Here is a 21,428-nt window from a genome sequence, read left to right on the forward strand (position 1 = left end):
ACGACGGATGACGAAGGTTCAACACGACTGGCTCGCGCTCGCGACGCGTTTCGCGCAACTGCCCGACGCGCAGCGTGCAGTCTTCATCGACAAGCTCGGCGCGGCCGGCATCGACTTCCGCGTGCTGCCGATCCCGCCGCGCACGCCGCGCAGCGACCGTGTGCCGGCGTCGTTCGCCCAGACGCGGCTGTGGCTGCATGCGCGGCTGATCGATGCGCCGGACGCGTATCACATCACCGAGCGCCTGGCGCTGACGGGCCCGCTCGACGTGCATGCGCTGCGTCTTGCGTGCGATGCGCTGATCGCGCGCCACGAGGCGCTGCGCACGACCTTCGACGAAGCGCAGGACGGCGTCGCGCAAACGATCCACGCACCGTTGCGCTGCCCGTGGCGCGAATCCGATCTCGAAGCGCTGCCGGACGCGCAGCGCACCGCGCGCGCGGAAGCCGTCGCGACGGCCGACGAAGCCGAGCCGTTCGATCTCGGCGCGGCGCCGCTCGTCCGCGCGCACCTGGTGCGCTTCGACGCGACACATCACTGGCTCGCGCTGACCGTGCATCACATCGTGTCGGACGGCTGGTCGTCGGGCGTGATGCTCGAGGAACTCGCGGCGTTCTATCGCGCGTATGCGTCGGACCGGCCGGTGCCGCTCGCGCCGCTGCCGATCCAGTACGCCGACTACGCGTTGTGGCAGCGCCGCTGGCTCGATGCCGGCGAACGCGATCGCCAGCTCGCGTTCTGGCGCGAACGGCTCGATCCGCAACGCGGCGTACTGACGCTGCCGGGCGCGACTGCACGGCCGGCGCGCCGCAGTGCGCGCGGCGCGCGCCATGGGTTTTCGCTCGACGCGCGCATCGGCGCGCAACTGCGCGCATTCGCGGCCGCATCGGGCGCCACGCCGTTCGCGGTGCTGCTCGCCGCGCTCGATGCGCTGCTGGCGCGCGCGACCGGCGATGCGCGGATCTGCGTCGGCGTGCCGGCCGCGAACCGTGAACGCGCGGAAGTCGCCGGCCTGATCGGCTTCTTCGTCAACACGCTGGCGATCGACGTCGACGTGCCCGCACGCGGCGATTTCTCGTCGCTGGTCGCGCGCACGCAGCGCGCGCTCGTCGACGCGCAGATGCACCAGGACGTGCCGTTCGAGCAGGTGGTCGACGCGCTCGGCGTGCCGCGCAGCGCGAGCCATCATCCGCTGTTCCAGGTGATGGCCGCGTATGGCGAGCGCCGTGCGCTGCCGGCGCTCGGCGCGGCGTCGGCCGCGTTGCTGCCGTCGGGCACGCCGTCCGCGAAATTCGACCTGACGCTGTCGGTCGAAGCGACGCCGGACGGCACGTTCGACGCCGCATTCATCTACGCGCTCGACCTGTTCGATACGGACGCGATCGCGCGGCTGGCCGCGCGCTTCGTCACGCTGCTCGCCGATGCGCTCGCGCGCCCCGACATGCCGGTCGGCGATCTCGACTGGCTGCCGGCCGATGAACGCGAGCAACTCTTTGCATGGAACGCACCGGCGGGCGCGACCGAAGCCGAACCGTTCGTGCCGGTGCATGCCCGCATCGCCGCGCATGCGCAAGCACGGCCCGACGCACGTGGCGTGGCCGATGTCGACCGCGCGCTGACGCGCGGCGAAGTCGATGCGCGCGCGGCGCGCCTGGCACGCCATCTGGTCGCGGCCGGCGTCCGGCCGGAAATGCGCATCGGCGTTGCGCTGCAGCGCTCGGTCGACCTGCTCGTCGCGCTGATCGCGGTGCTGAAGTCGGGCGCCGCGTTCGTGCCGCTCGATCCGGCGCATCCGCGCGAACGGCTCGCGCAGATCGTCGGCGACGCGAACATTGCGCACGTGCTGACCGACGGCGCGAGCGCTGCGTCGCTGCCCGAACTGCCGGATCTGCGCGTGTGGCGCGCCGATGAAGTCGAGGCACTCGACGAAGCCGCGCACGTCGTGCTGCCGGACGTGCTGCCGGGCCACGCGGCCTACGCGATCTACACGTCGGGCTCGACCGGCAAGCCGAAGGGCGTGATCGTCGACCATGCGTCGTTCGCGCTGCACTGCGCGGCGATCGCCGAGCGTTACGGCGCGGGCGAGAACGACGTGTTCCTGCTGTTCCAGTCGGTCAACTTCGACGGCGCGCACGAGGGCTGGTTTTCGCAATACATGTCGGGGGCCGCCGTGTCGGTGACGGCCGACGTGCTGTGGCCGCCCGCGCAGACCTGCGCGATGATGGTCCGCGACGGCGTGACGATGACCTACGTACCGCCCGGCTGCGCCGCGCAGCTCGCCGAATGGGCGCTCGCGCACGGCGCGCCGCCGACGCTGCGTTCACTGACCGTCGGTGGCGAGGCGACGTCGCGCGAAGCGTTCGCGATGCTGCGCCGCGCGCTGCCGAACGTGCGGGTGGTGAACGGCTATGGCCCGACCGAGACGGTCATCACGCCGACGCTGTGGATGTTCCGTCCCGGCGACGATCTCGCGAAACTCGGCGACGCCGCGTACCTGCCGATCGGCACGCTGGTCGGCGCGCGCACCGCGCACGTGCTCGACGAACGGCTGCATCCGCTGCCGGTCGGCGTGATCGGCGAACTGTACCTGGGCGGCGAGGGGATCGGCGTCGCGCGCGGCTATCTCGACCGCCCGTCGCTGACCGCCGAACGCTTCGTGCCCGATCCGTACGGCGCGCCGGGTGCGCGGCTGTACCGCACGGGCGACCTCGTGCGGCGTCGCGCGGATGGCGTGTTCGACTTCATCGGCCGCGTCGACCACCAGGTGAAGCTGCGCGGGCTGCGCATCGAACTCGGCGAGATCGAGGCACAGCTTGCCGCGCACGACGCGGTGCGCGAAGCATGCGCGGTCGTGCACGGGCAGGGCGCACTGGCGCAGCTCGTCGCGTATGTCGAACTGACCGCCGACGCACGGGCGGCCGCGCAGCCGGTCGAAGCCGCGACGCTCGACGCGCACCTGCGCCGCACGCTGCCCGACTACATGGTGCCCGCACAGCTGATCGTGCTCGACGCGCTGCCGCGCAACGCGAACAGCAAGGTCGACCGCGCACGGCTGCCGGCGCCCGTGCGGGTCGAACGCGCATACGAAGCGCCGCACGACGGCGACGAAGCCGCGCTCGCGGCGATCTGGTGCGATGTGCTGAATCTCGAGCGTGTGGGCCGTGGCGATCACTTCTTCGATCTCGGCGGCCATTCGCTTGCCGCCGTGCGCGTCGCGACGCGTGTGGCCGAACGGCTCGGCCGCGACGTGCCGGTGCGCGCGCTGTTCGAGGCGCCGGTGCTTGCGCAGTATGCGTTGCAGGTGGCCGATGCGCCGCGCGCCGCGCATGCCGGTGCGGCGGCGCCGGGCGTTGCCGTCGCCAAGCCTGATGCACACGGCGTGTGGCCGCTGTCGCCGGCGCAGCTCGGCCTGTGGTTCCTGTGGCGCGCACAGCCGGATAGCGCCGCGTACAACATTCCGGTCGCGCTGCGGGTGCGTGGCCCGCTCGACGTCGATGCGCTGCGTGCGGCGTTCACGGATGCGGCAGCCGTGCATCCGGCGCTGCGCGCGCGGCTCGTTGCACGTGACGGCGCACTGCCGGGCCAACGGATCGATGCAGCGGTTTCTGTCGAACTGCCGGTGATCGATCTGTCAACGCAAGCCGATGCGCCCGCGCGCGCCGCGGCGCTGACCGACGAGGATGCACTCACGCCATTCGACCTCGCAGCCGATGCGCCGCTGTGGCGCGCGCGGGTCCTGCGGCTCGGCGCAGAAGATCACGTGCTGTCGGTGACGATCCATCACATCGTGTCGGATGGCGAATCGATCGAACTGTGGCTCGATGCGGTTCGTGCGCGCTATGTCGCCCGCGTGCAGGGCGGCGCAGTGCAGGCCGAAGAAGCCGTGCCGCTGGTGCTGCCCGCGCCGTGCCATCCGGCCCGCGTCGCCTACTGGCGCGACGCGCTGGCGGATCTGCCGGCGCGTGTGCTGCCGCAGCGCGCCGACGCGCCCGCCGTACCGCAATGGCGCGCGGCCCGCATCGCGTTCGAATTCGACGGTTCGCTGATCCGCGCCGCACGCGACACCGCGTCGGCCGCGCACGCGACGCTGCCGATGCTGCTGCACGCAGCGCTCAACACCGCGCTGTTCCGCGCGACGGGCGCGGCCGACCAGCCGGTCGGCGTGCTGGCGTCGACGCGCGAGCTGACGGGCGATGCGGCCCGCGACGCGCTCGGCCTCTTCATCAACTCGGTTGTCGTGCGCACGCGGATCGACCCGGCCGCGCGTCGGGCGGACGTGCTCGAACAAGTGCGCGACACGGCGCTCGCAGCCTACGCGCGCGCCGACGTGCCGTTCGCGGACGTGGTCGCGGCGCTGCGCGCACCGCGTGCCGCGCAGGCCAATCCGCTGTTCCAGGTGATGTTCAACTACCTGCGCCCGACGGGTGCCGCGGCACGCGACTGGGCCGGCCTGTCGCTGGCCGGATTCGACGACGTGCGCCATCGCGTCGTATTCACGCTGGAGCTGGACGTCGTCGAGCATCCGGACGGCCGTGTGAGCGCCGCGTTCTCGTATGCGGACGAACTGCTCGATCGCGGCTTCGTCGATGCGCTCGTCGATCTCTATCACGACGAAGTCGCGCGCTTCGCGGGCGCGTCGGAAGCGGCGCTCGGCGTGCCCGACAAACCTGCCGTCGCGCAAGCGTCGCCGCGCGCACCGGCGGAAGGCGGTGCCCGCGCTGCGGCGTCGTCACGTGCACCGCGTGCGGCTGCCGCGCTCGCGGCGCTGTGGTCCGACACGTTCGCGACGGCCGCGCCCGAGCCCGACGCGGATCTGTTCGAAGCGGGCGCGACGTCGTTCGACGTCGTGCGCTTCGTCGACGCGGCCGGCCGTGCCGGTCACGCGCTGACGGTCGCCGACCTGTTCGCGTCGCCGACGCTCGCGGCACTCGGCGCGCGGCTCGATGCGCACACGGAAACGGGACAGGAGGCACGCCATGCTGGCTGAAGTACGTCCGGACGGATTCACGATGCTCGATACCTACCGCCTCGCGTTCGCGGACGGCCTGTTCGCGGTGCGCGACGGCGCGGAGATCCGCGTTGCGCAGGGCGACGGCATCGGCGCGCAGTTGCTGCGCGCACAACTCGGCGACGACGGCGCGCTGCGCCTCGTCGCGTACAACCATCGCGCGGCACCGGCCGACCAGCGGCGCGCGCTGCTGGCCGCGCTGGCCGCGGCGTTTTCGGACAGCGCGCGCCACGCGGCGATCCGGCTCGACCCGGCCGCGTGGCCGGCGGTCGCGCTCGAGGCGCTGCGCGCGAGCGGCGTGCTCGCCGACGGCGGCCACTGCATGCGCGAAGGTTGGGCGCAGCAGGCCGACCTGTGGCTCGTCGGCCCGCATCTGCCGTGCGCGACCTTGCCGATGTTCACCGACGGCCGCCGTCATCCTCGCCGCCCGCCGGCGCCGCACGGCGACGTCTACGCACGCGACCTGCCGGCGCTCGGCGTGCGCTTCACGCTGCGCGGCTGGCAGCCGGCCGAGGATGCCGAACGCATCGCGCGCTGGTTCGACGAGCCGCGCGTGCGCGACGGCTGGCCGGGCACGCAGCCCGGTGCGGACGGCCCGCAAGGTACGGCGCCCGACACCGATCCGCACGTGATTCCGCTCGTCGGCTGCTTCGACGGCGAACCGTTCGCGTATGTCGAAGCGTTCTGGCTGAAGGAAGACGCGCTCGCGCCGCACGTCGCGGCGCGCGACTACGACCGCGGGCTGCGGATGCTGGTCGGCGAGTCGCGCTGGCGCGGCCCGCATTGCGTGGCGGGCTGGCTGCCGTCCGTCGTTCATTACCTGTTTCTCGACGACCCGCGTACCGAAGCGGTCGGCTGTGCCGTTCCGGCCGGCCACGCGCGGGTTGCCGACCATCTCGCGCGGCATGGCTTCGCGCGGCAGCGCCGTCTCGCGCTGGCCGACGCGCAGCCGCTGTGGATGCGCACGCTGCGCGAGACGTTCTTCTCCGGCCGTCACGTCTGACGCGCCGGATTCACCGACAAGGGAGCTGAGACATGCAGAGAGAAACCGTATTCGACCTGATCGGCGTCGGCTTCGGGCCGTCGAATCTGGCGCTGGCAATCCGCCTCGAGGAACGGCGCGCGGCGCGCCCGTTCGCCCATTGCTTCGTCGAACGCCAGCCTGAATTCGGCTGGCATCGCGGGATGCTGCTCGACGACTGCCGGATGCAGATCTCGTTTCTGAAGGATCTCGTCACGATGCGCGATCCGAAAAGCCGCTACACGTTCATCAACTACCTGTTCGAACGCGGCCGGCTGAACGAATTCGTCAACCTGAAGAACTTCTATCCGACCCGCGTCGAATTCCACGACTACCTGAGCTGGGTGGCCGAGGCGTTCGACGATCGCGTCCATTACAGCGAGACCGTCCTCGCGATCGAGCCCGTGCGCGGCGATGGCACGAAGATCGACGCACTGCGCGTGCTGTCGCGCGACGCCGCCGGCCACGAGCGTCAGCGCATCACGCGTGCGCTGTCGGTCGGCGTCGGCGGCACGCCGGCGATCCCGGACGCGTTCGCCGCGCTCGGCCGCGACCGCGTGATCCACTCGTCGTCGTACCTGACCGACATCGACCGGCTCGTCGCGTCGCCGGACGGCGAGCGCCGCCGCGTCGCGGTGATCGGCGCGGGGCAGAGCGCGGCCGAGGTGTTCATCGATCTCGCGCGCCGCTTCCCGCATGTCGACGCGAGCCTCGTGATGCGTGCGGGCGCACTGAAGCCGGCGGACGACAGCCCGTTCGTCAACGAGATCTTCAGCCCCGAATTCACCGACGTCGTCTATGCGCAGCCGCACGACGCGCGCCGCGCGCTGCTCGAGCGCTATCGCGACACGAACTACGCGGTGGTCGACCGGCCGCTGATCGAACAGATCTACGAAATGCTGTACCTGCAGCGCGTCGACGGCACGCCGCGTCATGCGCTGCTCGCGAACAGCGCGATCGAGGCCGCGGTGCGCACTGCCGACGGCCGCATCGAGCTGACGCTGCGCGACCGGATGAGCGGCGCCACGCGCGTCGAACGCTTCGACGCGCTCGTGCTGGCGACCGGCTACCGGCGCGACACGCATTCGGCGCTGCTCGAAGGGCTCGCGCCGCACCTCGGCGATGCGCTTGTGCGCGGCGACGTCACGCGTGACTACCTGCTTGCGACGCCCGAGCACTTCGGGCCGCGCATCTACCTGCAAGGCTGCTGCGAAGACAGCCACGGCCTGTCCGACACGCTGCTGTCGGTACTGGCGCGCCGCGCGGACGAAATCTGCGCGTCGCTCGAAGACGGGATCGCGCCCGCCCATGATGAAGGCGCGGCCCGGGCAGCACAGGAAAAACGACAGGAAAACGGGGTGAGTGCGAGCCGGATGGCTTTCGCTCTTTGACAAAGGCGCGGTCGGAGACCGCATGAAAAAAGTGGAGCAGAGAAAGATGGAGTGGGCAACAGGCACGCGTTTGCGTGCGATCGCAGCCGCGGCGAGCGTGGCGTTCGGCGTGGCGGCAGGGCAGGCACATGCCCAGACGGCGCCGGCCGTGAACGCAGGCGCAGCGGCATCGGCCAGCAGTGCGCAGAACGGTACGGCGGCGAGTGCGTCGGCCGGTGCGTCGACCGGCACGCTGCCGACGATCAACGTCAACGCGGCCCCGGAAGGAGACGGCACGGTCGGGCTCGTCGCGAAACGCAGCCGGACCGGCACGAAGACCAATACGTCGATCAACGAGATCCCGCAGACGATCAACGTCGTCACCGCGCAGCAGATCGAAATGACCGGCGCGACCGATGTGAACGCGGCGCTGCGCTACGTGCCGGGTTTCTCGTCGTACGGTTCGGACAACCGCTCCGACTGGTATGCGGCGCTGCGCGGCTTCACGCCGACCGCCTACGTGAACGGGCTGCAGGTGCCGAACACGCTGAACCTGTCGAGCTGGCGCGTCGATCCATACATGATCGACAGCATCAGCGTGCTGCGCGGGCCGACGTCGGTGCTGTACGGCGCGGGCGACCCGGGCGCGATCATCGACGTGCAGACCAAGCTCGCCGACGGCGAGCGCGTGCGCGAGGCCGGCGTGCAGATCGGCAACTACGCGCGCAAGCAGTTCATGATCGACGTCGGCGACAAGCTCGACCCGGACGGCAAGTACGCGTACCGGTTCGTCGGCGTCGCGCGTGACGGCAACGCGGTGACCGGCCCGAACAACGACCAGCGCGTCGCGCTCGCGCCGTCGTTCCGCTGGCGTCCGAACGCGGATACGTCGCTGACGCTGTCGGCCACCTATCTGCAGGACTGGGGCGATATCTCGTCGAACTTCCTGCCCGCGCAGGGCACGGTGCTGCCGAACCCGAACGGCCAGATCAACAAGGACGTGTACGAAGGCGATCCGAACTTCAACTACTACCGCAAGAAGCAGTGGTCGGTCGGCTATCAATTCGAGCAGAACCTGACGCAGGCCTGGACGTTCCGCCAGAACGTGCGCCTGATGCACCTGTCGCTCGATAACGGTTCGGTGTGGGGCGCCGGCTTCGCCGACGGCAGCACGACCGACGTCAACCGCTGGGCCGGCGTGTTCCAGATGAACTACAGCCGCTTCGACATCGACAACAACGTCGAAGGCCGCTTCGCGACAGGCCCGCTGCAGCACACGCTGCTGCTCGGGTTCCAGTACAACCGCCAGACCGCGACCGACAGCGAATGGATGGCTGCCGCGCCGACGCTGAACATCTACAACCCCGTCTATACGCCCGTGACCACGGCCGTGTTCTCCGATCCGAACAGCACGTATCGCACGAACACGTACACGACGATGAACACGTTCGGCCTGTACGCGCAGGACCAGATCAAGTGGAACCGCTGGACGCTGACGCTCGGCGGCCGCGAGGACTGGGTCAACATGCGCCAGGACGACCGCGCGGGCGGCACGTCGACGAAGGCGGACGTCACGGCGTTCACCGGCCGCGTCGGCCTCACGTACCAGGGCGATTACGGGCTGTCGCCGTACGTCAGCTACGCGACGTCGTTCAACCCGCTGATCGGCGTGAACCTGCTCGGCGGCGGGCTGCCGCAGCCGACGCGCGGCAAGCAGATCGAGGCCGGCCTGCGCTGGCAGCCGCCCGGCAAGAACCTGATGCTGAACGCGGCGATCTACCAGATCAACCAGACCAACGGGATCACGCCGGCGCTGCTGAGCCAGGACTCCAGCGGCACGAAGTCGGTACAGAGCGGCGAGGTGCGTTCGCGCGGGATCGAGCTGAGCGCGACCGGCAAGGTCACGCGGAACCTGTCGGTGATCGCATCGTATGTCTACCAGGACGTGAAGGTCATCAAGGCGAACGACAACACGCTGAACAACTGGCCGGTCGACGTTCCGCGTCCGCGTCAGATGGCGTCGCTGTGGACCGACTGGACGTGGCACACGGGGCCGCTCGCGGGCTTCGGTCTCGGCGGCGGCATTCGCTACCAGAGCGCGTCGGCCGGTGGGGCCGACAACGCGCTGACGGTATCGAGCGTCACGCTGTTCGACGCGGGTGTGCACTACGACATGCGTAACTGGCGCTTCGCCGTGAATGGGACGAACCTGGCCAACCGCCACTACATCAGCGGTTGCCAGTCGACGAGCGTCTGCATTTTCGGCACCGACCGTACCGTGATCGCGACCGCGAAATACAACTGGTGACGATGCGCGCCGCGGCCTGCCGGCCGGCCATTGTGGCCGGCGCGGGCCGGCCGCGGCGCCTTCGTCCGCTTTTCCACGACGCATCCATGCCGAAGAAAAATCTCGTCTATATCCAGTCGCTGCGCAATGGGGCAGCCGATCGTGCCGGGCAGCCGGTCGCCTATCAGGGCGGCACGCGCTACATGAAGGCGCCGCTCGAATTCCTCGTCGAACGCCTGAACGATTCGCCGCTCGGCGAACGCTACACGCTCAAGGGCGTGATCGTCGACGACGACGACGGTTCGCCGGCCGACCGCGCGAAAGTCGCCGACTACGGCTTCGCGCGCACGCCGGGCAGCCCGTGGATCCTGCCGGAAGGGTTGGCGGTGAAGGGCCGGCCGGTCGACGAACTGTTCTGCGCGATTCCGTCGACGTACCGGCGGCTGCCGCGCGACGCGCGCGAGCGCGTGGCAGGCAAACAGGCGTTCGAGCGCCGTCTGCTCGAGCGCCTGCTCGAACTCGACGCCGACGTCGTCGTGCTCGACGGGCTGCTCGTGATCCTCGACGAACTCGTGCGGCCCGGCGCGCGCTTTCACCGGCGCATCGCCAACATCCACCCGGGCATCACCGCCGACGGTTCGCCGTTCCAGCGGCGCGGCGCGTGGGCGACGCTCGACGCGCTGCACGGCGCGCGCGGCGAACGGGTCGACTGGGCGAGCGGTGCGACGTCGTCCATCGAACCCGTGATGATGACGGGCGCATCGTTCCACTACGTCGACAACGGCATCGATTCCGGCGAGGTGATCTGCGACGTGCTCGACACGCCGATCGCGCCGGACGACACGATTCTCGAACTGCGCTGGAACAACTTCCAGCGCAGCCTGTTTCCGGCGCTCGAGCGGGGGCTGCACGTCCTCGCCGATCGCCACGACGCGGGAGCACTGTGATGGAAGACACGCTGACGCAACCGGCCGGCGCCGCGGACGCCGTCGAAGGTGAAGTGGCCGCCGCGCTCGACGGCGCCGCACACGGGCAGGCGCCGGCAGTCGCCGAGCACACGCTCGACGCGTGGCGGCCCGACGACTCGCCGGACGGACTGCTCGCGGCGTTCGTCGCGCTGTTCAACACCGACACGCGCTACGACGCGGCGACGATCACGGTGCCGCTCGGCGGCGCCGATGCGGCGGCCGTCGCGTCGTACGTCGCGCGCGCAGTGCGTGAAGGCGTGATCGACGGTGCGCAGGTTGCCGGCGACACGCTGCGCTTCACCGTGTCGCGCGCGACGTTCTGGCAGAACCCGCAACCGTGGCTGAAGGCGCCCGCGTCGGGCGGGATGCCGCTGCGCCATGCGGTCACGAACGGGCACCGGCACCCGGTGCGGCCGCCGTCGCCGGCCGGCGAGATCTATGCGCGCTACATGCCGCAGGTCGGGATGACGTTCAGCCTGCGCACCGTCGATGTCGACGCGCACGCGGACCTGTTCAGCGGCTGGATGAACCTCGATCGCGTCGCGCATTTCTGGGACCAGCGCGGCACGCGCGACGAGCACGCGGCGTACCTCGCCGAACGGCTCGCCGATCCGCACATGCACCCGATGATCGGCTATTTCGACGACACGCCGTTCGGCTATTTCGAGTTCTACTGGGCGAAGGAGGACCGTCTCGCGCCGTTCTACGATGCGCACGACTACGACCGCGGGCTGCACCTGCTGATCGGCGACTCGCGCTTCCAGAGCGCCGGCAAGCTGCATGCGTGGTGGAGCGGGGTGCTGCACTACATGTTCGTCGACGAACCGCGCACGCAGCGGCTCGTGGGCGAGCCGCGCGTCGATCACGTGCGGCACATCGCGTATATGCACCGGCTCGGCTTCTACACGCTGAAGGAGTTCGACTTCCCGCACAAGCGCGCGGCGCTCACCGTGATCGAGCGCGATACATTCTTCGACACTTTCCGGTTGCCTTGACGGCGCGGGTGCGCGGTGACGCGCGATGTTGCGCGCGGCACTGCGGCCTGCGGGCATCGGCCATCCGGGATATGGACTGCGCGGCCTGCGTCATGAAGAATGGATCGCTCTCCTCATCGACGACAGGCCCGCGACATGGCAAAAACTTCCGCGACGGCATGGGGCGCGACATCCGGTTCGCGTGCTTCCACATTGACCCATGCCGGCCCATGCCCAGGTTGTCGCTCGAAGACTGGGCGGCCTGAGCGCGGCCGCGTAGCCACGCGGTCGCGATGCGGTTCCGCGGCGGCGCGTCACGTGCGGGGCGCGGGTTGGTCAACGAGAAAGGCGTTGCGGAACGCGTCGAGATACCGGTCGACGTCGTCGCTGACTTCACCGGGCAACAGCGCGAACGCGCGTGCCAGCAGATCCTGGCCGAGCGCCGCATAAGTCGCATCGTCCGACAACAGCGCGCGGATCGCGTCGCGCGTTTGCGGCGTAGCAATCCGTTGCGCCTCTCGTGCGAGCAGCGCGGCAGCGGCGAGGCCGGGCTGGAACGCGTGCATTTCGAGCAGGTCCGGCGCGGCATCCCAGATACGTTCGCGATTTCCCGCGTCGTGGAAATTCCGCAGCAGGAACAGCAGGTCGTACGCGTCGCTGTTCTGGCGCGCACGCCGGTCCTTCCACGCGAGCAGCTTCAGCAGCGCCAGCGCCGGCAGGCTGGCCACCGGCACCACGGTGCGCGCGTCGATCGACACCGGCAGTGCGGTGTCCACCGCTTCCTGAAACCCGAGCACGTTCAGCACGAATTCACCGTCGGGCGGCCATGCGATCTCGCCCGGGGGCGTTTCGAGTGGCCCGAACGGCACGAGATCCAACTCCGTGCGAAAACCGTGCGCGCCGCTTTCGAACAGCAATTTTTGCTGCTGTTTCGGTGCGCGCGTGAACTGCCCGGTAGCGACGAGTGCATCGATCAGCTGTTCATGAAATGGCCAGCTCACCGCACACACCGCAACGTCGACGTCGCGCGTCGCGCGCACCGGCCGGATGCCGTGCACGTGCCACATCAGGATGTCGCGCGCGGTTGCGCCCGCCACCACGAACGCCGCGTCGAGGTGTGCGCAGGCCGAGCTGACGGCCTGCAGCAGCGCGACCGCCGCGGGCTCGAGCGGCCGGCGTGCGTCGACTTCAAGCGGGCGGGTGGGCGAGGTATCGGTCATGGATGCGATCGGCGATGGCGAGATTGCGGCTGTCGCCGGACGCGACGAGATCCGCGTAGATCAGCAGCGGCGGTACGACCGGTACTTCCTGCTCGCGCCAGGCAAGCTCCGCAGACCGCGGCCAGAACGCTTCGACGATCTCGACATCGCCGCGCTCGTCCGGACGCAGGCGGCCCTGAAGCAGCAGCCGGTTCGACGCGGTGCCGTGCGTATAGACGGTGATCGCGGCCGGTTTCAGGTCGTGCGTCAGCAGGTCGGCTGCCGGCTCGCCGCCGAGTCGCGCATCGAATGCCGCGAAATCGAGGCCGCGCCACCAGTCGGGCGCGAGGCTGGCAAACCGGCGGCTCGGCAGTTTCGCGCGCAAGCGGCTCGGATAGAGCGCGCCCCATTCCTGCACGAAGCGTGGCCAGTCGGGTATCAGACGCTCGCCGTTGCGGCGCTGCCCGACGAGGCCGCGTGCGATCAGATCGTCCATCGCGAGATTGACCGTACCGAGGGCGACGTCCGACGCAGCGGCGATCGCCCGATACGGTTGCGCGACCAGGCCCGGCTGCGTCGCGAGCGCGAACATCACGGCCAGCCCCTTCGGCGTCGTCGCGCGCGACGCTTGCCGGCGCGGTGTGCGTGCGGGCTTCGGCCGGCCCGCGATCATCACGGTCGCCTCCGGCTCGATCAGGCATACGTTGCCGGCGGTATCGAGAAACGGGATGCCCTGGTCGGTCAGGCCGGCGGCCAGTTCCGCCGAAAGATGCGGTGCGACCAGCATCAGCGGCCGTTCGCCGGGCGCTGCGGTGTCGCCGCGGCGGCGCAATTCCGCCAGCGCGCCCGCCAGCGATTCGACGCGCAGGCTGATGGCGACCGGCATCTCGAATGCCTGCCCGGCAACCTCGAAGCGGATCATGGCGTCGGCGCGCGCCTTGCAGGCGGCCGGCACACGCACGGGCCGAGCGCGAAAGCGCCGGGTCGCGCTTTCGAACGCGGCGCAGGCTTCGTCGAGCACGTGCTGTTCCGGCACGGAGAGGGAAGTGTTCGCGGGCATCAAAGGGAATCGCTTGTTCACTTTTTTGTCAGCGTACATAAAAAATGTACAAGCGTCAAAAAATGAACAAGAATTCGCAAGACATTGATGTATTGGCACTATTTTATGATTCTGAACGATAGTCACCGTGGCCCTCATGCGCAAGAAATCGATGGGTGGCACACAGTCTTGCGCGTTCGGCTCCTGCGCGGCAGTCGTCCGGATGGCCAGCTTGCGCTTGCTGCGCATCATGCCGGATATGGCAACCGACGGTTGCTACAGCGACGACTTTCCGTCTGCCCGGTTGCCGCCGAACCCACTATCCTTGCCTGCATATTCCTCACAGGACAGGAGACGACACCGTGACCCACAGCGTGATTCCCGCAGGCCTCGCCGACGAAATGATCGAAATCCGGCACCGCATCCATGCCCACCCCGAGCTCGGCTTCGAGGAATTCGCGACGAGCGACCTCGTCGCGGAGCAATTGCAGTCATGGGGCTACACGGTGCATCGCGGGCTTGGCGGCACGGGCGTCGTCGCGCAGTTGAAGGTCGGTAACGGCACGCAGCGCCTCGGCCTGCGCGCCGACATGGACGCGCTGCCGATCCACGAGGCCACGGGCCTGCCGTACGAGAGCAAGATCGCCGGCAAGATGCACGCGTGCGGCCACGACGGCCATACGGCGATGCTGCTCGCGGCCGCGAAGCATCTTGCGCGCGAGCGCCGCTTCTCGGGCACGCTGAACCTGATTTTCCAGCCGGCCGAGGAAGGGCTCGGCGGCGCGAAGAAAATGCTCGACGAAGGGCTGTTCGAGCTGTTCCCGTGCGACGCGATCTTCGCGATGCACAACATGCCCGGCTTCCCGACGGGCAAGTTCGGCTTCCTGCCGGGGTCGTTCATGGCGTCGTCGGATACGGTGATCGTCGACGTGCAGGGCCGCGGCGGCCACGGCGCGGTGCCGCACAAGGCGGTCGATTCGGTGGTCGTCTGCGCGCAGATCGTGATTGCGCTGCAGACGATCGTGTCGCGCAACGTGTCGCCGCTCGACATGGCGATCGTCACGGTCGGCGCGATCCACGCGGGCGAGGCGCCGAACGTGATTCCCGATCGCGCGCAGATGCGCCTGTCGGTGCGCGCGCTGAAGCCCGAGGTGCGGGACTTGCTCGAGACGCGCATCAAGGAAGTCGTGCATGCGCAGGCGGCCGTGTTCGGCGCGACCGCGACGATCGACTACCAGCGCCGCTATCCGGTGCTCGTCAACGATGCGGAAATGACCGCGTTCGCGCGCAACGTCGCCCGCGAGTGGGTGGGCGACGCGAACCTGATCGACGGGATGGTGCCGCTCACCGGCAGCGAGGATTTCGCGTTCCTGCTCGAGAAGCGGCCGGGCTGCTACCTGATCATCGGTAACGGCGACGGGGAGGGCGGCTGCATGGTGCACAACCCCGGCTACGACTTCAACGATGCGGCGCTGCCGACCGGCGCGTCGTACTGGGTGAAGCTGGCGGAGGCGTTCCTGATCTGACACGGCGGCGCGGCGGCGTGGAAGCCGCCACCCGGTGCGCGGCATGCGCGTCCGCGACAGCGGACGCGACGGGATGCGCGTGAATTTGACGCTCCTTGACATCGGCGGGACAGGTCGCGTGCTACGCTGCGCGCGACGCCGAATCGGCTCGATGAATACAGGTGTGGACGAAATGCGAAAACAGCTTTTGACCGTGCTGACGGCCTGTGCGGTCGGCGTTCTGGTGGCCGGGTGCGACGACCAGAAGATGGCTGACGCGGTCAATGCGATCAAGCCCGATCCGATGGCGTTCGGCAACCTGCAGCCGGGCGTCTCGACGATCGAGGACGTGCTCCGTCAGGCAGGCAAGCCCGAGATGGTCAGGCAGGGCGAAGACGGCTCGCAGCGGTTCGAGTATCCACGCGGTCCTTATGGCACGAGCACCTACATGCTGGACTTCGGGCCCGACGGGCGGCTCGTGTCGATCACACAGGCGCTGACGGCGGCGAACATCACGAAGGTCGTGCCCGGAATGTCGAAGGACGACGTACGACAACTGCTCGGCAAGCCGACCGAGGTCGCGCAATACGCGTTGAGCCATGAAGAGGTTTGGAGCTGGCATTGGGCCGAGGGCGGTGTATCCGGCGACGCGATGTTCAACGCGCATTTCTCGCCCGACGGCACCGTGATCCGGACTTCGCGTTCGGAAGCGCCGGGCCGCGAAAAACCCTGACCTGATGAACGACGCAACGCAGGCGGCGCAGCATCGAGCAATCTAGAACGCTTCGCCGCTGAACAACGTCACGACTGCATCCGGATTCGACGGCCAGTACATGTGCATGTACGTCGCGACGATCGCGCCGCTGCGATAGACGGCTTCGCCGCTGCCCGATGCGCCGTCGGGGCGTACGGCATTCGCGACCGGCTCCATCGGCGTCGCGAGCCGCGAATAATGGAACGTATGCCCGCGCATCGTCCCGCTGCGCGTATCGAGCTGCTGCATGCCGAGCGCCGCGAACCGGCGCTGCATCGTCGCCTGACCCGGCAACACGCCCAGCATCGGCGTCGTCACGCCGTCCACATCGGTCAGCGATTCACACAGATACACCATCCCCCCGCATTCCGCGACGATCGGCCGACCGGCCGCTGCGTGTGCGCGAATCGACCGCGCGGTCGCGGCATTCGCCGCGAGCGTCGTCGCATGCAGCTCCGGATAGCCACCGGGAAGGAATAGCGCGTCGCACGCGTTCGGCACGGGTTCGTCGGCAAGCGGCGAGAAGAACCGCAATTGCGCACCGAGCGTGTCGAGCAACGCGAGATTCGCCGGATAGATGAACGAAAACGCCGCATCGCGCGCCACCGCGATCCGCTTGCCGGCGAGCGCACGCGGCAGCGGTGCGGCTGCATCCGGTTCCGCGAACGCAACAGCCGGCGGCAACTCGGCAAGCGCCGTTTGCGCAAGCGCATCGGCCGCGCGATCGAGCCGCGCATCGAGATCGTCGATGTCGTTCGGCTGGTGCAGGCCGAGATGCCGCTCCGGCAGCGCGATGCCCGCATCGGCCGGCACGTGCCCGAGCCAGCGCAGGTCGTCGGGCAGCGCCTGTTGCAGCAGTTCCGCGTGCCGGGCCGAGCCGACGCGATTCGCCAGCACGCCGTGAAACGGCAGCCCCGGCCGGAACCGCGCGAGCCCGAACGCGATCGCCGCGAACGTCTGCGCCATCGATTTCGCGGAAATCACCGCGACGACCGGCACGCCGAACGCCGCTGCGAGGTCGGCGCTGCTCGGCGTGCCGTCGAACAGCCCCATCACGCCTTCGATCAGGATCAGGTCGGCGTCGCGCGCGGCATCGGCCAGCAGCGCACGGCAGCCGGCCTCGCCGACCATCCCGAGGTCGAGCGCATGCACGGGCGCGCCGCTCGCGCGTTCGAGCAGCATCGGATCGAGAAAGTCGGGCCCGGTCTTGAACACGCGCACGCGGCGGCCGAGCCGGCGGTGCAGCCGCGCGAGGCCAGCCGTCACCGACGTCTTGCCCTGGCCCGACGCGGGCGCACTGACGAACAGCGCGGGGCAGGCCGGCATGCTCAGAACTCCACGCCGCGCTGCGCCTTCACGCCTTGCTCCTTGTACGGATGCTTGACGAGCCGCATTTCGGTGACGAGATCGGCCGCGTCGATCAGCGCATCGGGCGCATGCCGCCCGGTCACGACGACGTGCACCGAATCGGGACGCGCGGTGAGCGTCGCGAGCACTTCGTCGAGCGGCAGGTATTCGTACTTCAGCACCGTGTTCAGCTCGTCGAGGATCACCATCCGGTAGTCGCCGCTCTCGATCATCCGACGCGCCTCGTCCCAGCCCTTGCGCGCGGTCGCGATGTCGGTGTCGCGGTTCTGCGTGTTCCACGTATAGCCGTCGCCCATCGTCACGAAATCGCATTCGGCCACGGCGCCGAGGAAGTCGCGCTCGGACGTGTGCAGCGCGCCCTTGATGAACTGCACGACGCCGAGCCGCATGCCGTGGCCGAGCACGCGCACGGCCATGCCGAACGCGGCCGTGCTCTTGCCCTTGCCGTTGCCGGTGTTGACGATCAGCAGGCCCTTTTCGTTGACGGCGGCGGCCTGCTTCTTCTCGTGGCCGGCACGGCGGCGTTCGGTCATCCGTTGATGGGATTCGGCGTCGGTTTTCATCGGATTGGTCCTGTCGAAAGAAAGCGAAACAAAGGGTTCAGAGCGGGCCGGCGAGTGCGACCGTCACGCCGTCCCGGATCGATTTGGGGCCCAGCAGGCGGCCGTGCGGCGCCGCGAGCTGCGCACACGGCTCGGCCACGCCCGCGACGCCGAAGCGGGCGAGCGCGGCCTCCGACGGGCAGCTCGCGGCCAGCTCGGGACGGCTCGCGAGTTGCGCCGCGTCGAACGCGACGAGCGGCCAGCCGCGTCGCGCGCACAGCGTGCGCAGCGCGCGGGCACGCGCCTTGTCGGCGAGCGTGGCCACGAGCGCCGGTTCGGCGGCCGGGTAAAGCCTCAGCGCCGCGCGGATCGCGGCATCGAGTTGCGCGGCCGTCACGCCCGCGCGGAAACCGACGCCGAGCGCGACGCGTATCATGCGCCGCCGCCGAGCGCGGCACGTACCGCCGGATCGTCGGCGAACGCCGCGACGCGGCCGATCACGACGATCGCCGGCGAACCGATGCCGGTCGCACGAACGCATTCGACGAGCGTGTCGAGCGTCGCGAGCACGTGCCGTTGTTCGGGGCGCGTCGCGTGCTCGATCGCCGCGCACGGCGTATCGCCGGGCAGGCCGCCTTCGCGCAGCGCGGCTGCAATCGCGTCGAGCCGGCGGATGCCCATGTAGATGACGATCGTCATGCGCGTGGCCGCGAGCGCGCGCCAGTCGGGTTCGTCGGCGCCCGCGCCGTGGCCCGTGACGAAGATCACGCCCTGCGCGTCGCCGCGCTGCGTGACCGGAATGCCGATTGCGGCCGGTGCGGCGATGCCCGCGGTGACGCCGTTCACGACCTCGACCGGGAATCCCGCCGCGCCGAGCGCGGCCAGTTCCTCGCCGCCGCGGCCGAACACGAACGGATCGCCGCCCTTGAGCCGCGCGACGCTGCGGCCCGCGCGCAGATGCGCGAGCATCGCGGCGACGATCGCCTCCTGCGGTGTCGATGCATGCCCGCCGCGCTTGCCGACGTGCTCGATCTGCGCATCGGCACGCGCATGGCGCAGCACGTCGGGATTCACGAGATCGTCGACGAGCAGCACGTCCGCCGTGCCGATCGCGCGGACGGCCTTGAGCGTCAGCAGGTCGGCGTCGCCGGGGCCGGCGCCGATGAGCCAGGCCCGGCTCATCGGGCGCGGCACGGTACGCACCGTGTCGAAACAGTGGAATGGGGCAGGCGGGCGGCCGGGCGGCGGCCGACGGACAGGTCACGCATGACGGATCGAACGAAGCCCGCGCGGACGCGGGCGGAAGGCGCACCCCCTCCGTCCCCCGCGGATCGGGCGTTCGGCGAGCGTCGGGCTCGCCCCTTGCGTCGGCCGGTATCCGGGCTGGCCGCTTGCCAGGCCGCAGCCTTCCCGCCCGGCTGAAGGGCAGTGGCATCGTGGGCGGCATGGGCGCGTGCGCGGGGAAGCGCGTCGCGCGGGCGGCGTACCGTTGCGGGGACAGCACAGGCCGGGCGGTGGTCCGCCTCCTGTTTCCCGTTTAACTGCAGGCGCGCAATGCGCATGCGAGCACCGAACGCGGCGCATACGATAGCACAGCGATTCCCGCGCGCGAACCGCCGCGCACGGCTTCCGGCCACGCGTGCCGGCGATGCGAAACGGGGCCCGACGGCCCGCTCCGCCTTGACGCTCCCCGCACCGCCGCCTACACTCGCACGCGTTTTGGTGCTCGCGCGTGCCGCTCCGGCGCGCGCAGTTAAACGGGAAACAGGGAGCCTGCCTGCGCCGCAGTCGAGCCAACCTGTGCTGCCCCCGCAACGGTAAGCGAACGCGTCGCGCCCATGCGCCACGCAACGCCGCTTCGCTGCATGCCACGCGCATGCGGACGACCGCCACTGGATGCCGCGCGCATCCGGGAAGGCGAAGCGGCGTGTTCGTCAGCCCGGATACCGGCCTAAACGTTGGGGTTCAGCGCCGCGGGGAGGCGGCGCATCGTCCACGGCCGCAGCAGGCCCGACGCCCGCGGGTTGCCCGCTTCCTCCGCCGTTCTGCCCGTGCGCGAACCCGCGCCGGCCGCTGCGGCGAAGAGCAGGCAGCGCGAGCCGGGCCGGCGGCAGCCGTGTTGGCATTCACGATGTCGACCGTTCGCAAGGAAGCACCATGTCCGCTTCGTCGTCCCGCCCGTCCCGCGACTGTCCGTCCGGATCGCACGGCGGCCTGCCTTCGATCCGCCAGATGAACTGCCATGCCGCCATCGACGCGACGATCCCGGGCTGATTCCATTTTCGACACAGGACCTACCATGACCATGCGCAAGCTTCCCGTCACGATCGTCACGGGCTTTCTCGGCAGCGGCAAGACGACGCTGATGCGCCACATCCTGCAGCACGCCGAAGGCCGCCGCATCGCGGTGATCGTCAACGAATTCGGCGAGCTCGGCATCGACGGCGAAATCCTCAAGGGCTGCGGCATCGGCTGCGAGGATGCCGACGGCGCGCCAGGCGAAGCGGCGGGCCAGCTGTACGAACTCGCGAACGGCTGCCTGTGCTGCACCGTGCAGGAAGAGTTCTATCCGGTGATGGAAGCGCTCGTCGAGCGCCGCGCGGACATCGACCACGTGCTGATCGAAACCTCGGGCCTCGCGCTGCCGAAGCCGCTCGTGCAGGCGTTCAACTGGCCGACGATCCGCAACAGCTTCACGGTCGACGCGGTCGTGACCGTCGTCGACGGGCCGGCCGCCGCAAGCGGCCAGTTCGCGGAAAACCCGCAGGCCGTCGACGCGCAGCGCCGCGCCGATCCGAACCTCGACCACGAATCGCCGCTGCACGAGCTGTTCGCCGATCAACTGTCGTCCGCCGATCTCGTGATCGTGAACAAGGCCGATCTCGTCGGCGATGCGGAATTCGCGCAGATCGAAACCGCGATCCGCGACGAGATCCCGCCGCAGGTGAAGATCGTGCGCGCGACGCGCGGCGAGCTCGACCTCGCGATGCTGCTCGGCCTCGAATCGGCATCGGAAGAAACGATCCACCTGCGTCACGACCATCACGGCTCGGCCGACGACGGCGATCACGATCACCATCACGACGATTTCGACTCGGTGGTCGTGTCGGGCGACGCCGGCACGCGCGAAGCGACGATCGCCGCGCTGCAGCGTGTCGTCGAAGCGCACACGATCTACCGCGCGAAAGGCTTCGCCGCATTGCCCGGCGCGCCGATGCGCCTCGTGATCCAGGGCGTGGGCCGCCGCTTCGACAGCTATTTCGACCGTCGCTGGCAGGACGGCGAAACGCGCGCGAGCCGCTTCGTGCTGATCGGCGAGGATCTCGACGCGGCCGTGCTGCAACGCGCGTTCGACGCCGCGTGCGCAGCCGAGCCGCAACAGGCGTAACGCAC

Annotated in this window: 15 protein-coding genes and 2 riboswitches; of the genes, 9 read left to right on the plus strand and 6 right to left on the minus strand. The window is 69.6% G+C overall.

All coding sequences use genetic code 11. The features are described from left to right. Nucleotides 1-7 precede the first annotated feature (7 nt). From BDI24065_RS04590 to BDI24065_RS04615, 6 genes are all read left to right on the plus strand, one after another. Nucleotides 8-4,987 (plus strand): non-ribosomal peptide synthetase, encoded by a 4,980-nt coding sequence (locus tag BDI24065_RS04590; RefSeq protein WP_175030187.1) that lies wholly within the window; start codon nucleotides 8-10, stop codon nucleotides 4,985-4,987. Beyond that, complete coding sequence (locus tag BDI24065_RS04595; protein WP_175030188.1) at nucleotides 4,977-6,011, plus strand: GNAT family N-acetyltransferase; 1,035 nt, start codon at nucleotides 4,977-4,979, stop codon at nucleotides 6,009-6,011. Before BDI24065_RS04590 ends, BDI24065_RS04595 begins: the two co-directional genes overlap by 11 nt. Nucleotides 6,012-6,043: 32 nt before the next feature. Further along, entirely contained in the window at nucleotides 6,044-7,420 is a 1,377-nt protein-coding gene (locus BDI24065_RS04600; RefSeq protein ID WP_175030189.1) for a lysine N(6)-hydroxylase/L-ornithine N(5)-oxygenase family protein, read from the plus strand. A gap of 22 nt (nucleotides 7,421-7,442) precedes the next feature. After that, complete coding sequence (locus BDI24065_RS04605; protein ID WP_175030190.1) at nucleotides 7,443-9,707, plus strand: TonB-dependent siderophore receptor; 2,265 nt, start codon at nucleotides 7,443-7,445, stop codon at nucleotides 9,705-9,707. Between the two features lie 86 nt (nucleotides 9,708-9,793). After that, on the plus strand, nucleotides 9,794-10,633 hold the full coding sequence (locus BDI24065_RS04610) for a formyltransferase family protein (protein ID WP_175030191.1): 840 nt from the start codon (nucleotides 9,794-9,796) through the stop codon (nucleotides 10,631-10,633). Beyond that, nucleotides 10,633-11,649 carry a GNAT family N-acetyltransferase gene (locus tag BDI24065_RS04615; protein ID WP_175030192.1) on the plus strand — a complete coding sequence of 339 codons (1,017 nt, stop codon included), beginning with the start codon at nucleotides 10,633-10,635 and terminating at the stop codon, nucleotides 11,647-11,649. The genes BDI24065_RS04610 and BDI24065_RS04615 overlap by 1 nt, the downstream gene beginning before the upstream one ends. A 293-nt stretch (nucleotides 11,650-11,942) precedes the next feature. Here the strand turns inward: BDI24065_RS04615 and BDI24065_RS04620 are convergent, their stop codons facing one another. Beyond that, on the minus strand, nucleotides 11,943-12,848 hold the full coding sequence (locus BDI24065_RS04620) for a nucleotidyl transferase AbiEii/AbiGii toxin family protein (protein WP_175030193.1): 906 nt from the start codon (nucleotides 12,846-12,848) through the stop codon (nucleotides 11,943-11,945). Further along, entirely contained in the window at nucleotides 12,817-13,887 is a 1,071-nt protein-coding gene (locus tag BDI24065_RS04625) for a type IV toxin-antitoxin system AbiEi family antitoxin (protein ID WP_175030242.1), read from the minus strand. Before BDI24065_RS04625 ends, BDI24065_RS04620 begins: the two co-directional genes overlap by 32 nt. A gap of 341 nt (nucleotides 13,888-14,228) precedes the next feature. On the opposite strand from BDI24065_RS04625, the gene BDI24065_RS04630 reads away from it, so the two are divergent. Next, nucleotides 14,229-15,392 (plus strand): M20 aminoacylase family protein, encoded by a 1,164-nt coding sequence (locus BDI24065_RS04630; RefSeq protein WP_175030194.1) that lies wholly within the window; start codon nucleotides 14,229-14,231, stop codon nucleotides 15,390-15,392. 172 nt (nucleotides 15,393-15,564) lie between these two features. Continuing rightward, nucleotides 15,565-16,104: an outer membrane protein assembly factor BamE domain-containing protein gene (bamE, locus tag BDI24065_RS04635; RefSeq protein ID WP_175030243.1), complete on the plus strand. Its 540-nt coding sequence runs from the start codon at nucleotides 15,565-15,567 to the stop codon at nucleotides 16,102-16,104. Nucleotides 16,105-16,146: 42 nt separating this feature from the next. Here the strand turns inward: bamE and BDI24065_RS04640 are convergent, their stop codons facing one another. From BDI24065_RS04640 to cobA, 4 genes are read right to left on the minus strand one after another with little or no spacing between them, the layout of a single operon-like run. Further along, nucleotides 16,147-17,451 carry a cobyrinate a,c-diamide synthase gene (locus tag BDI24065_RS04640; RefSeq protein WP_175030195.1) on the minus strand — a complete coding sequence of 435 codons (1,305 nt, stop codon included), beginning with the start codon at nucleotides 17,449-17,451 and terminating at the stop codon, nucleotides 16,147-16,149. Nucleotides 17,452-17,453: 2 nt separating this feature from the next. Next, on the minus strand, nucleotides 17,454-18,056 hold the full coding sequence (cobO, locus tag BDI24065_RS04645) for a cob(I)yrinic acid a,c-diamide adenosyltransferase (RefSeq protein WP_175030196.1): 603 nt from the start codon (nucleotides 18,054-18,056) through the stop codon (nucleotides 17,454-17,456). Between the two features lie 37 nt (nucleotides 18,057-18,093). Continuing rightward, on the minus strand, nucleotides 18,094-18,471 hold the full coding sequence (locus tag BDI24065_RS04650; protein ID WP_175030197.1) for a cobalamin biosynthesis protein: 378 nt from the start codon (nucleotides 18,469-18,471) through the stop codon (nucleotides 18,094-18,096). Continuing rightward, on the minus strand, nucleotides 18,468-19,217 hold the full coding sequence (cobA, locus tag BDI24065_RS04655; RefSeq protein WP_175030198.1) for a uroporphyrinogen-III C-methyltransferase: 750 nt from the start codon (nucleotides 19,215-19,217) through the stop codon (nucleotides 18,468-18,470). The genes BDI24065_RS04650 and cobA overlap by 4 nt, the downstream gene beginning before the upstream one ends. Nucleotides 19,218-19,387: 170 nt before the next feature. After that, nucleotides 19,388-19,625, minus strand: a riboswitch (cobalamin riboswitch). A gap of 113 nt (nucleotides 19,626-19,738) precedes the next feature. Beyond that, nucleotides 19,739-20,004, plus strand: a riboswitch (cobalamin riboswitch). 330 nt (nucleotides 20,005-20,334) lie between these two features. Between cobA and cobW the strand changes: the two genes are divergently transcribed. Next, nucleotides 20,335-21,423 (plus strand): cobalamin biosynthesis protein CobW, encoded by a 1,089-nt coding sequence (gene cobW, locus BDI24065_RS04660; RefSeq protein WP_175030199.1) that lies wholly within the window; start codon nucleotides 20,335-20,337, stop codon nucleotides 21,421-21,423. Nucleotides 21,424-21,428: the final 5 nt, after the last annotated feature.

The sequence above is a fragment of the Burkholderia lata genome (genome assembly GCF_902499025.1).
Classification (GTDB): Bacteria; Pseudomonadota; Gammaproteobacteria; order Burkholderiales; family Burkholderiaceae; genus Burkholderia; species Burkholderia lata_C.